Source organism: Pseudomonas agarici (assembly GCF_900109755.1).
Lineage (GTDB): Bacteria > Pseudomonadota > Gammaproteobacteria > Pseudomonadales > Pseudomonadaceae > Aquipseudomonas > Aquipseudomonas agarici.
Map to the genome: position 1 here is coordinate 50,901 of NZ_FOAR01000025.1, position 13,644 is coordinate 64,544.

At 58.5% G+C, this 13,644-nt stretch carries 12 protein-coding genes; 7 read left to right on the plus strand and 5 right to left on the minus strand.

Annotated features, from left to right (window positions below):
• Nucleotides 1-72 precede the first annotated feature (72 nt).
• The 3 genes from ssuE to BMX68_RS20085 all read right to left on the minus strand — a co-directional run bounded on the left by ssuE (nucleotide 73) and on the right by BMX68_RS20085 (nucleotide 3,245).
• Complete coding sequence (gene ssuE / locus BMX68_RS20075; RefSeq protein ID WP_017132573.1) at nucleotides 73-666, minus strand: NADPH-dependent FMN reductase; 594 nt, start codon at nucleotides 664-666, stop codon at nucleotides 73-75.
• A 231-nt stretch (nucleotides 667-897) separates the two neighbouring features.
• Entirely contained in the window at nucleotides 898-1,536 is a 639-nt protein-coding gene (locus BMX68_RS20080; protein ID WP_017132572.1) for a peroxiredoxin, read from the minus strand.
• A gap of 314 nt (nucleotides 1,537-1,850) precedes the next feature.
• The gene (locus tag BMX68_RS20085) at nucleotides 1,851-3,245 is read right to left on the minus strand and encodes an OprD family porin (protein WP_060783189.1); all 1,395 of its coding nucleotides are present in this window, start codon (nucleotides 3,243-3,245) and stop codon (nucleotides 1,851-1,853) included.
• Between the two features lie 676 nt (nucleotides 3,246-3,921).
• On the opposite strand from BMX68_RS20085, the gene tauA reads away from it, so the two are divergent.
• The 4 genes from tauA to tauD all read left to right on the plus strand — a co-directional run bounded on the left by tauA (nucleotide 3,922) and on the right by tauD (nucleotide 7,460).
• Nucleotides 3,922-4,899: a taurine ABC transporter substrate-binding protein gene (gene tauA, locus BMX68_RS20090; protein ID WP_060783188.1), complete on the plus strand. Its 978-nt coding sequence runs from the start codon at nucleotides 3,922-3,924 to the stop codon at nucleotides 4,897-4,899.
• Nucleotides 4,900-4,935: 36 nt separating this feature from the next.
• On the plus strand, nucleotides 4,936-5,730 hold the full coding sequence (gene tauB / locus BMX68_RS20095; RefSeq protein ID WP_017132569.1) for a taurine ABC transporter ATP-binding subunit: 795 nt from the start codon (nucleotides 4,936-4,938) through the stop codon (nucleotides 5,728-5,730).
• Nucleotides 5,727-6,557, plus strand: a complete 831-nt coding sequence (gene tauC, locus BMX68_RS20100) for a taurine ABC transporter permease TauC (protein WP_017132568.1) — start codon at nucleotides 5,727-5,729, stop codon at nucleotides 6,555-6,557. The genes tauB and tauC overlap by 4 nt, the downstream gene beginning before the upstream one ends.
• 69 nt (nucleotides 6,558-6,626) lie before the next feature.
• Nucleotides 6,627-7,460: a taurine dioxygenase gene (gene tauD / locus BMX68_RS20105; RefSeq protein ID WP_017132567.1), complete on the plus strand. Its 834-nt coding sequence runs from the start codon at nucleotides 6,627-6,629 to the stop codon at nucleotides 7,458-7,460.
• Between the two features lie 12 nt (nucleotides 7,461-7,472).
• Here the strand turns inward: tauD and BMX68_RS20110 are convergent, their stop codons facing one another.
• Both BMX68_RS20110 and BMX68_RS20115 read right to left on the minus strand, forming a co-directional pair.
• A complete protein-coding gene (locus BMX68_RS20110) occupies nucleotides 7,473-8,111 on the minus strand; it encodes a TetR/AcrR family transcriptional regulator (RefSeq protein ID WP_017132566.1) in 639 nt (212 codons plus the stop codon).
• 145 nt (nucleotides 8,112-8,256) lie between these two features.
• Nucleotides 8,257-9,633 (minus strand): glutamine synthetase family protein, encoded by a 1,377-nt coding sequence (locus BMX68_RS20115; RefSeq protein WP_026013237.1) that lies wholly within the window; start codon nucleotides 9,631-9,633, stop codon nucleotides 8,257-8,259.
• A gap of 277 nt (nucleotides 9,634-9,910) precedes the next feature.
• Here BMX68_RS20115 and BMX68_RS20120 point away from each other — a divergent pair, with 277 nt between their 5' ends.
• From BMX68_RS20120 to BMX68_RS20130, 3 genes are read left to right on the plus strand one after another with little or no spacing between them, the layout of a single operon-like run.
• Nucleotides 9,911-10,687, plus strand: coding sequence for a gamma-glutamyl-gamma-aminobutyrate hydrolase family protein (locus BMX68_RS20120; protein WP_017132564.1), 777 nt, complete (start codon nucleotides 9,911-9,913; stop codon nucleotides 10,685-10,687).
• Between the two features lie 41 nt (nucleotides 10,688-10,728).
• The gene (locus BMX68_RS20125) at nucleotides 10,729-12,087 is read left to right on the plus strand and encodes a glutamine synthetase family protein (protein ID WP_017132563.1); all 1,359 of its coding nucleotides are present in this window, start codon (nucleotides 10,729-10,731) and stop codon (nucleotides 12,085-12,087) included.
• A 55-nt stretch (nucleotides 12,088-12,142) separates the two neighbouring features.
• Nucleotides 12,143-13,507, plus strand: coding sequence for an aspartate aminotransferase family protein (locus tag BMX68_RS20130; RefSeq protein ID WP_017132562.1), 1,365 nt, complete (start codon nucleotides 12,143-12,145; stop codon nucleotides 13,505-13,507).
• Nucleotides 13,508-13,644: the final 137 nt, after the last annotated feature.

Below are 13,644 nucleotides of genomic sequence, written 5' to 3' on the forward strand. Positions count from 1 at the left end.
TTTGGCTGCACCTGCTTGCCCGTTGGCGGGCGAGTAAGGCCAGTACATCGATGTCGGTATCAGTGCAGCGGCTTAGATGCTCCAGCGAGCACTCAGCAGACGATCATTCAACAGTGCCGGGTCAAGGGGTTTGGGGCGGCGCGCCAAGGCGCTGTGGAACTGCTCCAGGGCCTCGATCAGACGCTGTTCCAGGATCGGCAGCAGTTGCGCTTGGGCGCTGCCTTCGCCATAGGCGATCTGACTGTCCTCGGCAAAAATGCCGTGGAGCATCTCCTGTGCCTTCAACGCGGCCAGGACCGGCTTGAGCGCATAGTCCACGGCGAGCATGTGAGCGATGCTGCCGCCAGTGGCCATGGGCAGTACCACTTTGTGACTCAAGGCGCGCTCGGGTAGTAGGTCGAGCAGGGATTTCAAGGCCCCGGAGAACGAGGCCTTGTACACCGGGGTGGCGATGACCAGGCCGTCGGCGTTTTCAATTTGTTGCAGCAGGTCGACAATCTGCGGGCTGCCAAAGCGTGCATGGAGCAGGTCTTCGGCGTTGAAGTCGCGGATTTGGTAGCTCACGACTTCGATGCCTTGCTGGTTAAGCCAGCGTTTGGCGTGGTCCAGCAATACCCCGGAGCGTGATCGCTGGCTGGGGCTTCCTCCGAGTGTCACGACCAGCATGAAGGTCTTTCCTCAAACGTGTGTCGGCGATTCGCGGTCTGCGATCTCGCTGGTTTGGGCAGACCTTACCAGTCAATTTATATGTCTATAAATCTTATTTTTTCATTTATTTATTCTTTAAAGGAATATAAAACAAAAGTTTCGGACACAATTCAAGGCCGTCGAAACGGCCTCGAATTGTGGTTTTGTGAATGGCGCCGGTTGCGCTCGCCACAGGCCCCGGCGGGTCTTTCAGCGATTAGGCTGCGGCGTCAGGCGCAGGTAGGGTTTTACCGTGCGATAGCCTTTCGGGAAACGTCTGTTGATTTCCTCTTCGTCCTTGAGCGACGGTACGATCACCACGTCGTCACCGTCCTGCCAGTTGGCGGGCGTGGCGACCTTGTGGTTGTCGGTCAACTGCAGCGAGTCGATCACCCGCAGAATCTCGTGGAAATTGCGCCCGGTGCTCGCCGGGTAGGTGATGGTCAGCCGGATTTTCTTGCTCGGATCGATCACAAACAACGAGCGTACAGTGAGGGTGTCGCTGGCATTGGGGTGGATCAGGTCATACAGGTCCGAGACCTTGCGATCGGCATCGGCCAGGATCGGGAAGTTGACGATGGTGTTCTGGGTCTCGTTGATGTCCTCGATCCACTTGTGATGCGAGTCCACCGGGTCCACGGACAAGGCGATAGCCTTGACGCCGCGCTGGGCGAATTGCTCCTGGAGCTTGGCGGTAAAGCCCAGCTCGGTGGTGCATACTGGGGTGAAGTCCGCCGGATGGGAAAACAGCACGCCCCAGCTGTCGCCGAGCCACTGGTGGAAACGAATCCTGCCGGCGCTGGAGTCCTGTTCGAAATCGGGGGCGATGTCGCCGAGTCTGAGGCTCACGGGTTGCTCCTAGAGGGAAAAGTTGAAGGTCTTACTGTGCCCGTTGCCGGATTGACTTTAAAAGAAAAAATGTCGATTTATTTAGACGATAAAGAAATATTAAAAACTTGTTCATTGGACGCCGGGCACGACCGGGGGCACTCTTGTCCACAGCCTGTGAGAGGGCTAAGGAGAGGTAATGAGCGGCACGCCGTGAAATAGGACGTTGGCGTGGAAGTTGAAGCTGTAATAAGTAGTGCTGTGCAAAACGTGAAGCACCCAGCCCGGCATAGCGCCGGGCTGGGTGTGGATCTTGAACCCGGAAGGCTGCGCGCTTACAGCAGTGGGATCGAATAGTTGACGATCAGGCGGTTTTCGTCCTGGTCGCGTTGACCCGGAATATCGTTACGCCACATGGCGTTTCTCCAAACGAAACCCAGGTTCTTGAAGGTGCCTTGCGGTATCACATAAGCCAGAGTCAGGTCGCGCTCCCATTCGGTGCCACCCGTACCCAAGGTACGGACCTGGGCGGCACCGACGTTACCGGCGGTGTCGATGTTGTTGCCGCGCAGGTAGATGATACCGGCGGTCAGACCCGGTACCCCGACCTTGGCGAAATCATAGCCGTAGCGGGCCTGCCAGGTGCGCTCGCCGGCGCGGCCGAACTTCTGGATCTGCATTTCGGTGATGGTAGTGTTCGACGAGCCGTCACCCTGGTTCAGCCAAGGGAAGTCGCTGTTGCCCTTGCTGTACTGGTAGCCGCCGCCGAAGGTGTGACCTTCAACCGAGTACAGGGCCAGGTAGCTGTATAGATCGTTGTCGACTTTGCCCTTGGTGTTGCTGGCGAAGGGCTTGTTGTCATAGTAACCATTGGTGAAGTAGGCGGAGGTATCGCCATTGGCACCGTCGTCGCGGCTGCGGTAGTAACGCAGGTCGCTTTTCAGGACGCCGGGTCCGATGGACCAGTTGTGTACCAGGCCCAGGAAGTTCTGCGAGTAGAAGTCTTTCAGCTCACCGTAGTAGTACGAAGCGGTCAGGTCCTTGGTGATCTTATAGTCGGCACCACCGTAATAGAACTTGTTGCTGCGCCGACCGGCCGCGGTCGGGCTGTTCGCGCCGGCAATGGACAGTCCTTCGGTGTTGCTGGAGTTACGGCCCTTGGCGTGTTCGATCTGGCCGGCGGTCAAGGTCAGGTCTTTGATTTCGTTCGAGGTGATCTGGCCGCCCTGGAAGGTTTGCGGTAGCAGACGACCATCGTTGGACTTGATGACCGGGTTGTTTGGCTGCAGGGTACCGATCTTCAGTTCGGTCTGAGAAACCTTGACCTTGCCGGTCAAACCCAGGCTGGCGAAGTCGTTGACGGCTTTGCCATTGGAGTCGCTCGGGAACACGGTGCCGCCGTAGGACGTCGAGGTCGCGCCGTTGGTACCACCCCCTGAATCCAGGCGCACACCCAACAGGCCAATGGCATCGATACCGAAGCCGACGGTACCTTGGGTGTAGCCGGAGATGAAGCGCAGATCGAAACCTTGGCCCCATTCTTCGTTCTTGCTCTGAACGCCACTCGCCCTGGCCTTGGTGCTGCCGGCATCGGAGTCGCGGTTATCGGTATTGATGTAGAAGTTGCGCACACCCAGAGTGGCCTTGCTGTCTTCGATAAAACCTGCGGCATTTGCCTGCTGCGCCAAAACCCCTACGGCCACAGCCACGGCCAAAGTGGATTTGTTCATGGATCTTGCTCCTCTTACTGCTAATTTTTTAAATCTTGATTCGATATTTAAGTCATTTTTGCTACAAATTTATCAGCCATAACCAAACTGTGACTGTATAGTCAATTTCAATCATCCATACTGACCACCTGGGTTTAACCGGCACCGTTGGGCCGGCGCAGGGTAATGATTTTCATATACAGCTAAAAATACTTATTTTTTTGTTTTTTATATTTTTATGGAATATTGCGCGCCGCCGTGCATCGCAACCACGGACTTTTTGTGATCACGAGACTAATTCATTAAAAGTATTTTTTACTGATTTTTTATAACAAAATTCGAAATTTATAGGCTGTATGTGCCGTTTTTTAGGATGAAAGCGACAAAATCACGACTAAATGAGGTGCCTCTTATTATTTCAACGCAGAAATTTTCACATAAAATTGACATGTATTTGTCATATTCAAGCGTTCGATTTCGCTCGTTAACTCTAAGATGAATCGTGGATTGCAGATTATGAGGGGCATTTTTTCTATTCGATTGAATATAAAAATTTACCTTGTCGTTTTTTTGAGTGTTTTTCGAGGCGTGTTTCCGCTCATAAGCTAATGCAAATAAGTTATTTATTTTTAATTTATTAGATCAATTAGTCTTCTCGACACGCCGACTCCTGGCCACCTGTTGAGGGGCTTCTCCCATGAAAATGCATTTTTCACTCCGCTTGCTGGCGGTGTTTTCCCTGGTCGGAGCGAGCTGGTTTGTACAGGCTGCCGACGTCACGATTGCCTACCAGACCACCGTTGATCCGGCGAAAGTAGCCCAGGCCGACGGATCTTATGAAAACGCCACCCACGCCAAGATCGATTGGCGCAAATTCGATAATGGCGCCGACATCATTGCCGCCATCGCTTCGGGCGACGTGCAGATCGGTTACCTTGGTTCCAGCCCGCTGACAGCAGCCATTACCCGCCGGGTGCCAGTCGAGACCTTCTTGATCGCGACCCAGATCGGTGCTGCCGAAGCCCTGGTGGCCCGCGATGGCTCCGGGATCAATTCGCCCCAGGATCTGATCGGCAAGAAAGTTGCCGTGCCTTTTGTCTCCACCGCGCACTACAGTCTGCTGGCCGCGCTGAAGCATTGGAATATCGACCCTTCGAAGGTGCAGATTCTCAACGTCGCACCACCGGCCATCATGGCTGCCTGGAAGCGTGGTGATATCGACGCTAGCTATGTATGGGACCCAGCCTTGGGTGTCGCCAAGGAAAACGGCAAGGTGCTGATCACTTCCGGTGATCTGGCCAAATTCGGTGCGCCGACCTTCGACGCCTGGATCGTGCGCAAGGACTTTGCCGAGCAGCACCCGGAGATCGTCAAGGCGTTCGCCAAAGTTACCCTTGATGCCTATGCGCACTACCAAAAGGACCCACAGGCCTGGCTGGCTGACAAAGACAACGTCGACAAGCTGGTGAAACTCTCTGGTGCCAAGGCCGCGGATATTCCATCGCTGCTGCAAGGCAACGTCTACCCGCTGGCGGCTGACCAGGTCACCGTGCTCGGCCAATCGACCGTCCAGGCCATTACCGACACGGCAGCCTTCCTGAAAGAGCAGGGCAAGGTCGAAGCGATACTGGCGGACTATGCCCCGTATGTCAGCGCCAAGTTTATTACCCGCTGATTGACCGACTAGCCCGCGACTGAGGAGCCCATCGCCATGGCCTTGTTACAGCTGGAGCGCATCGGCGCACAGTATCCCGGTGCGGCCCAACCGGTGCTGTCGGATATTTCCCTCCGCCTGGGGCCGCGGCAACTCTGTGTGGCCCTCGGTCCGTCAGGTAGTGGCAAGACGTCTCTGTTGAATCTGATCGCCGGGTTCGTCGAACCCAGCGCGGGGCGCATTACCCTTGACGGTGTGACCGTCAAGGGCCCGAGCGCCGAGCGTGGCGTGGTGTTTCAGGACGACGCGTTGCTGCCCTGGCAGGATGTGCTGGCCAACGTCGGTTTCGGCCTGGAACTGGCGGGTGTGCCTCGGGAGCGGCGCGAAACTCGCGCCCGGGAAATGCTCGCCCTGGTCGACCTGACAGGTTTCGACAGCCGGCGAATCTGGCAGTTGTCCGGCGGCCAGAGGCAGCGTGTCGGCCTCGCTCGCGCCTTGGCGGCTGATCCCCGGGTATTGCTGATGGACGAGCCGTTCGGCGCCCTTGATGCCTTTACTCGCGAACAGATGCAGGAGCTGTTGCTGCAAGTGTGCAAGCGCACCGCCAAGCCAGTGTTCCTGATTACCCACGATATTGAAGAAGCGGTTTTTCTCGCCACCGACCTGATTCTGCTGGCGCCCAATCCGGGACAGATCGTCGAGCGCCTCAGCCTGGATTTCGGCCAGCGCTACAGTGCCGGCGAGTCCGCGCGGGCAATCAAGTCCGACCCGCGTTTTATCGAGACCCGCGAGCATGTGCTGGCCCGTGTGTTCTCTCAACGCAACGCCGCGTCGCGGCAGGAGTTCATATGAGCAGTTATGAATTGCCGGTGGCCGTGACCGTCAAGCCCACCGCGCCCGTGGTGCGCCGCAGCCTGAGCACCCGCTGGATCAGTGTGTTGACGCTGCTGACCCTGGTGCTGCTGTGGTGGGCCGTTACGGCGTTCGGTGTGATCGAGCCACTGTTTCTGCCGCCGCCTTCGGCGGTTCTGGAAAAAGGCCGGTTGCTGGTGACCAAGGGTTATATGGATGCGACCTTGTGGCAGCACCTCGGTGCGAGCCTCGGACGGATCGGCGTGGCCCTGGGTGTTGCCGTGCTGACGGCTATCCCGGTGGGTATCGCCATCGGCTACAACCGAGTTGCGCGGGGCATTCTCGATCCGTTGATCGAGTTCTACCGGCCGATTCCACCGCTGGCCTACCTGCCGCTGATTGTGATTTGGTGCGGTATCGGCGAGCTGTCGAAAGTGCTGTTGATTTACTTGGCAATCTTTGCCCCGATTGCCATTGCGACCGCAACCGGTGTGCGTACCGTCGATCCGGTCAAGCTCCGGGCGGCCTTGTCCTTGGGGGCGACCAAGACTCAACTGATCCGCCATGTGATCCTGCCCAGCGCCTTGGCGGACATTCTCACCGGTGTGCGCATCGGCCTGGGCGTCGGTTGGTCGACGCTGGTCGCGGCGGAGCTGATTGCTGCGACCAGCGGCTTGGGCTTCATGGTCCAGTCGGCGGCGCAGTTCCTAGTGACCGATGTGGTGGTGTTGGGAATCTTGGTGATCGCCTTTATCGCCTTCGCCATGGAGATGGGCCTGCGCGCCCTGCAACGCAAGCTGGTGCCGTGGCACGGCCAGGCTCACTGACGATCCTTGACGTCCTGAGCCCTGTAGTGAAACAAGCCGACTGCCGTCACGTATTTGAAGAGAACGACCATGAGCCTGACTATTACTCCCCTGAGCGCTGCCCTGGGGGCCCAGATCGACGGTATCGAGCTGAACCGGCCATTGGGCATCGAGCGGCGTGACGCCATCGAACAGGCGTTGCTCAAGTACCAAGTGCTGTTCTTTCGCAACCAAGCGCTGAGCCCGCGACAGCAGGCGGCGTTCGCGGCGAATTTCGGTGATCTGCATATTCACCCGATCTACCCCAATGTGCCGGAGCAACCACAGGTGATGGTCCTCGATACGGCGATCACGGATGTGCGGGACAACGCGATCTGGCACACCGACGTGACCTTCCTGCCGACCCCGGCGCTCGGCGCGGTGCTCAGTGCCAGGCAGGTGCCGGCTTATGGCGGCGATACGTTGTGGGCCAGCGGGATTGCCGCGTGGGAGGCCTTGTCGGTGCCCTTGCAGCGGTTGTTAGACGGATTGACGGCCACCCATGATTTTACTCAATCGTTCCCCTTAGAGCGTTTTGGCAGTACCCCCCAAGACCTGGCGCGTTGGGAAGAAACCCGCAAGAAGCACCCACCGCTGTCTCATCCGGTGATTCGCCGGCACCCGGTGAATGGACGCAAGGCGTTGTTCGTCAACCAAGGATTCACCACCCGCATCAACGAGTTGGAGGCAGCGGAAAGTGCGGCGATTCTCAAGCTGTTGTTCGCCCACGCCACCCGCCCGGAGTTCACTATCCGTTGGCGCTGGCAGCAAAACGATGTGGCGTTCTGGGACAACCGGGTGACCCAGCATTACGCCGTGGACGATTATCGACCGAACCGGCGAGTGATGCATCGGGCGACGATTCTCGGCGATGTGCCGTTCTGACCGGTGTGTCCGTCAGAGCGGCGTTTCACGCTTGGGCAAATACGGTGGCAGGTATAGCCCCAGATACGCATCGAATACCCGCATGCCTTCCTCGGCCATGCGTGGGGTGATCTGGTCGTGCACTTGCACCGACCGTGCATAGACCCGATCTCCCAACTCCATTGCCAGCGCAAACACGTCGACATCGGTGGGCAATGTCGGCAGCTCGAAGTGGCGAATAAACAGCTTGTGCATCAGGTCTCCCAGTTCGACATCGTGTTGGCGGTCGGCCTGGCTAACTTCGGTCAACCCGTGCTGGGTGAGGATCAACTGGCGCGCAGCGGCATCTTCGCTGTAGATGTTCAACATCCGTTGTTCCACCAACCGTGACAGATCGTGCCAGGTGTCCAGGCTGACATGGTCGATCGGTTCCTCCAGGCTGGCGCGGAACGCCGCGTGGACATCGGCGGTGAGGGCTTCGAGCAGCGCTGGCACACTGGCGAAGAAGTGATAGACCGAAGAGGGCGGAATTTGCGCGTGCTCGGCCACGCTATAGATCGACAGACTGGCCACGCCTTCGTCGGCCAGCAGAGTACGAGCGGCGTCGAGGATCGAATCGATCCGCCCCTGGCTGCGTGCGCGGGGTTTGCGAGCGGTGGCGAGGCGAGTCATGGGGTTCTCCGGCAAAGATGGCGGGCATTGTGCGCGAGGACGGTTTGGTGGTGCCTTGTGGCGTTTCGATAAGCCCGCTTGCCACAAGGGCATGGAAAAGCCATGGGCCGAGGCCCACGGCGTTTTTCTTTATTAGCGCAACCGCTTACACGGTGTGCAGGTACCAGTTGTATTCGAGGTCGGAGATGGAGTGTTCGAATTCCTCCAGCTCGCTCTCTTTACAGGCCACGAAGATATCGATGTACTTCGGATCGATGTACTTGGCCATGATCTCGCTGTCGTCCAGCTCGCGTAGGGCATCACGCAGGTTGTTCGGCAGGCTCTGCTCGTTCTGCTCATAGCTGTTGCCTTCGACCGGGGCGCCTGGCTCGATCTTGTTGGTCAGACCGTGGTGCACGCCTGCCAGGACCGAAGCCATCAGCAAGTACGGGTTGGCATCGGCGCCGGCGACACGGTGTTCGATACGCACGGCATCGGCAGAGCCGGTCGGCACGCGAATTGCCACGGTACGGTTGTCCAGGCCCCAGCACGGCGAATTCGGTACATAGAACTGTGCGCCGAAACGACGGTAGGAGTTGACGTTCGGGCAGAGGAAGGCCATCTGGGCCGGTAGGGTCTCGAGCACACCGCCGATTGCGTGACGCAGCGCGGCGTTCTGCTCGGGATCCTCACTGGCGAAGATGTTCTTGCCTTCCTTGTCGAGTACCGAAATATGGACGTGTAGCCCGTTGCCCGCCTGCCCAGGGTAAGGCTTGGCCATGAAGGTCGTGTCCATCTCATGGTCGTAGGCGATGTTCTTGATCAGGCGTTTGAGCAGCACCGCGTAATCGCAGGCCTTGATCGGATCAGCCACGTGGTGCAGGTTCACTTCGAACTGTGCCGGGGCACTTTCCTTGACGATGGCGTCAGCCGGGATGCCTTGCTCTTTGGCACCTTCCAGGATGTCCTGGAGGCAGTCGACGTATTCGTCGAGGTCGTCGATCAGGTAGACCTGTGTCGAGTGCGGGCGTTTGCCGGAGATCGGCGAACGGGGTGGTTGTGGGCGACCGTTCACGTTCTCCTGGTCGATCAGGTAGAACTCGAGTTCGAAGGCGGCGCAGATAGTCAGGCCCAGGTCGTCAAATTTGCTGACAACTTGGCGGAGCACTTCGCGGGGGTCGGCGAAGAAAGGTGCACCTTCGAGTTCGTGCATGGTCATCAGCAGTTGCGCGGTGGGGCGCTTTTGCCAGGGTTCATTGCACAGGGTGTCAGGGATTGGATAACAGATTCGGTCGGCATCACCGATGTCCAGGCCCAGGCCGGTGCTTTCTACCGTCGAGCCATTGATATCCAGGGCAAAAAGAGAGGCCGGCAGGTTGATGCCTTTCTCGTAAACCTTATGGAGGCTGGTGCGTTCGATGCGCTTGCCGCGCACCACACCATTCATATCCGCAATAAGAAGGTCTACGTACAGAACCTCAGGATGATCCTTAAGGAACGCGTTCGCTTCGTTAAGCTGAACGGCACGCGGGGGTACCGACATGATGCAACACCTTTGTTGTTAAAAATATCAATCATTGATCTTTTCTGGTTTCAGTCAACCCGAACGGCTTGCCGAAGTCAAGCAAGGCATTTTTTGTGCTGAGAAAGCACCGCAGAGCCTTTTTTCAGGCGTTTTTGGGCGTTTTTTGCCTCTGCGTCTCTTTGGGTCCTGCAGGCTTGAGCGGGCCGTGTAGGATCTTTTATGGGGTGTTGTGTAAAAAAATGAACAAGGCTAAGCTCGATTAAAACCCATGACAGCAATAATACCGGGGTGCTTCATGTCTCGCCTGCCGTTAATCGGCATCACCGCCTGCTCCAGACAGGAAGGTTTGCATGCTTATCACATCAGCGGCGATAAGTACGCCCGTGCGGTCGCTATCGCGGCCAAGGGCTTGCCGCTGACCCTCCCATCCCTGGCGGATCTGTTCGCACCGTCGGATATTTTGGACGGTATCGATGGTCTTCTTTTTACCGGCTCTGCCTCCAACGTAGCCCCTCATTTGTACGACGGACCGGCCAGCGCGCCGGGCACTGTTCATGATTTTGCGCGGGACCGCGCCACCCTGCCGCTGATTCGCGCCGCCGTGGCTGCGGGTATCCCGGTGTTCGGCATCTGCCGCGGCTTCCAGGAAATGAATGTGGCGTTCGATGGCAGCCTGCATCAGAAGGTTCATGAAGTGGGAACCTTCATGGATCATCGTGAGGATGAGAGCCAGCCGCTGGAGGTCCAGTACGGTCTCGCGCACGCGGTGCAGGTCGAACCCGGCGGTGTCCTGGCGGGCCTGGGCCTGCCAGCCGAGTTCCAGGTCAATTCGCTCCACAGCCAGGGCGTCGACCGCCTGGGGCCTGCCCTGCGGGTGGAGGCACGGGCTCCGGACGGCCTGATCGAGGCCGTCTCGGTGACAGCCAGCGCAGCTTTTGCTTTGGGTGTGCAATGGCATCCGGAATGGCAGGTCCAGTCCAACCCCGTCTACCTGGCGATTTTCCAGGCATTTGGCGATGCCTGTCGAAAGCGGGCAAGACAACGCGACGCAGATGCGTCAATGAAGGCCTGACTTCTATTATGTAGGTCAGGAAACCTAGCCCAGAGGCACTTATGAGCAACAACCTCGACCAGCTCACCGATTGGTTGAAAGACCACAAGATCACAGAAGTCGAATGCATGATTGGCGATCTCACCGGGATCACCCGGGGCAAGATCTCGCCGACCAATAAGTTCATTGCCGAAAAAGGCATGCGCTTGCCCGAGAGCGTGCTGCTGCAGACCGTGACCGGCGATTATGTCGAAGACGACATCTATTACCAATTGCTCGATCCGGCGGACATCGACATGATCTGCCGCCCCGACAGCAACGCGGTGTACCTGGTGCCCTGGGCCATCGAGCCCACCGCCCAGGTGATCCACGACACCTACGACAAGCAGGGCAACCCCATCGAGCTGTCGCCGCGCAACGTGCTCAAAAAAGTCCTGAAACTCTATGCCGACAAGGGCTGGCAGCCGATCGTGGCGCCGGAAATGGAGTTCTACCTGACCAAACGTTGCGAAGACCCGGACTTTCCGTTGCAGCCGCCCATTGGTCGCTCCGGTCGCCCGGAAACCGGCCGCCAGTCATTCTCCATCGAGGCGGCCAACGAATTCGACCCGCTGTTCGAAGACGTCTACGACTGGTGCGAGTTGCAGGAACTAGACCTTGACACGCTGATCCACGAAGACGGCACGGCGCAGATGGAAATCAACTTCCGTCACGGCGATGCCCTGTCCCTGGCCGACCAGATCCTGGTGTTCAAGCGCACCATGCGCGAGGCAGCGCTCAAACACAACGTGGCCGCGACTTTCATGGCCAAGCCGATGACCGGCGAACCCGGTAGTGCGATGCACCTGCACCAGAGCATCGTCGATATCGAGACCGGCAGGAACATCTTCTCCAATGAGGACGGGACCAAGAGCGAGCTGTTCCTCAACCATATCGGCGGTCTGCAAAAGCTGATCCCTGAGCTGTTGCCGCTGTTCGCGCCGAACGTCAACTCGTTCCGCCGCTTCCTGCCGGACACTTCGGCGCCGGTGAACGTGGAGTGGGGTGAAGAGAACCGTACCGTGGGCCTGCGGGTTCCCGATGCCGTGCCGCAGAATCGTCGGGTGGAAAATCGCCTGCCGGGAGCCGATGCCAACCCGTATCTGGCGATTGCCGCCAGCCTGCTGTGTGGCTACATCGGCATGGTCGAGGGCATGACGCCCAGCGCGCCGGTAGTCGGTCGCGGTTACGAGCGCCGCAACCTGCGCCTGCCGCTGACCATCGAAGACGCCCTGGAGCGGATGGAAAACAGCAAGACCATCGAGAAGTACCTGGGCCGTAAATTCATCACGGGCTACGTCGCGCTCAAGCGGGCCGAGCATGAAAACTTCAAGCGCGTCATCAGTTCGTGGGAGCGGGAATTCCTGCTCTTCGCCGTCTGATGCGTCGGGCGCGGCGGTTCATAGTCGCGTCCGCACTGTTATCCAGGAGAACCGTATGACCAGCAACAACCCGCAAACCCTTGCGTGGCAAGCCCTCAGCAGCGATCACCACCTGGCCCCCTTCAGTGACTTCAAGCAGTTGAAAGAGAAAGGCCCGCGCATCATCACTAACGCCAAGGGCGTTTACCTCTGGGACAGTGAAGGCAACAAGATCCTCGACGGCATGGCCGGCCTGTGGTGCGTGGCCATCGGTTACGGGCGCGACGAATTGGCCGACGCCGCCAGCAAGCAAATGCGCGAGCTGCCTTACTACAACCTGTTCTTCCAGACCGCCCATCCGCCGGTACTGGAACTGGCCAAGGCCATCGCCGATATCGCCCCCGAAGGCATGAACCACGTGTTCTTCACCGGCTCCGGCTCCGAAGGCAATGACACCATGTTGCGCATGGTTCGCCATTACTGGGCGATCAAGGGCCAGGCGAAAAAGAAAACCATCATCAGCCGCAAGAACGGTTATCACGGTTCCACCGTGGCCGGCGCGAGCCTGGGTGGCATGACCTACATGCACGAACAGGGCGATCTGCCGATCCCCGGCATCGTCCATATTGCGCAGCCTTACTGGTTCGGTGAGGGCGGTGACATGAGCCCCGAAGCGTTCGGCATCTGGGCGGCCAACCAACTGGAAGAAAAAATTCTCGAGCTTGGCGTGGACACCGTGGGGGCCTTTATCGCCGAGCCGATCCAGGGGGCTGGCGGTGTGATCGTACCGCCAGACAGCTACTGGCCACGGATCAAGGAAATCCTCGCCAAATACGACATCCTGTTTGTCGCCGACGAGGTGATTTGTGGCTTCGGGCGCACCGGTGAGTGGTTCGGTAGCGATTTCTACGGCCTCAAGCCGCACATGATGACCATCGCCAAGGGCCTGACCTCCGGCTACATCCCCATGGGTGGCCTGATCGTGCGTGACGACGTGGTCGCGGTCCTCAACGAAGGCGGCGATTTCAACCACGGGTTCACCTACTCCGGGCATCCGGTGGCGGCGGCGGTGGCGTTGGAAAATATCCGTATCCTGCGCGATGAGAAAATTATCGAGAACGTCCACGCCGAAACGGCACCCTATTTGCAAAAACGCCTGCGGGAACTGAACGATCACCCGCTGGTGGGTGAAGTTCGCGGTGTGGGTCTGTTGGGGGCTATCGAGCTGGTCAAGGACAAGGCCACCCGTGCGCGGTACGCCGGCAAGGGGGTCGGTATGATCTGCCGGCAGTTCTGCTTCAACAATGGCCTGATCATGCGTGCCGTCGGCGACACCATGATCATTGCCCCGCCGCTGGTGATCGGCAAGGCCGAGATCGACGAGTTGGTGACCAAGGCGCGTCGATGCCTGGACCTGACCCTCAGTGCGTTGCAGGGCTAGGTGCTAGGCTTTTAACGCAAGTGCGGTGTAGATACTTTTGCTCGAAACGATCAGAAAAGCGGGTCTTTCCTTGAAAGCCCACCTGTGATCTTGCCAGACTACCCACTGTTTCGAGTTGCCTGGGAATCGGTCGCCGA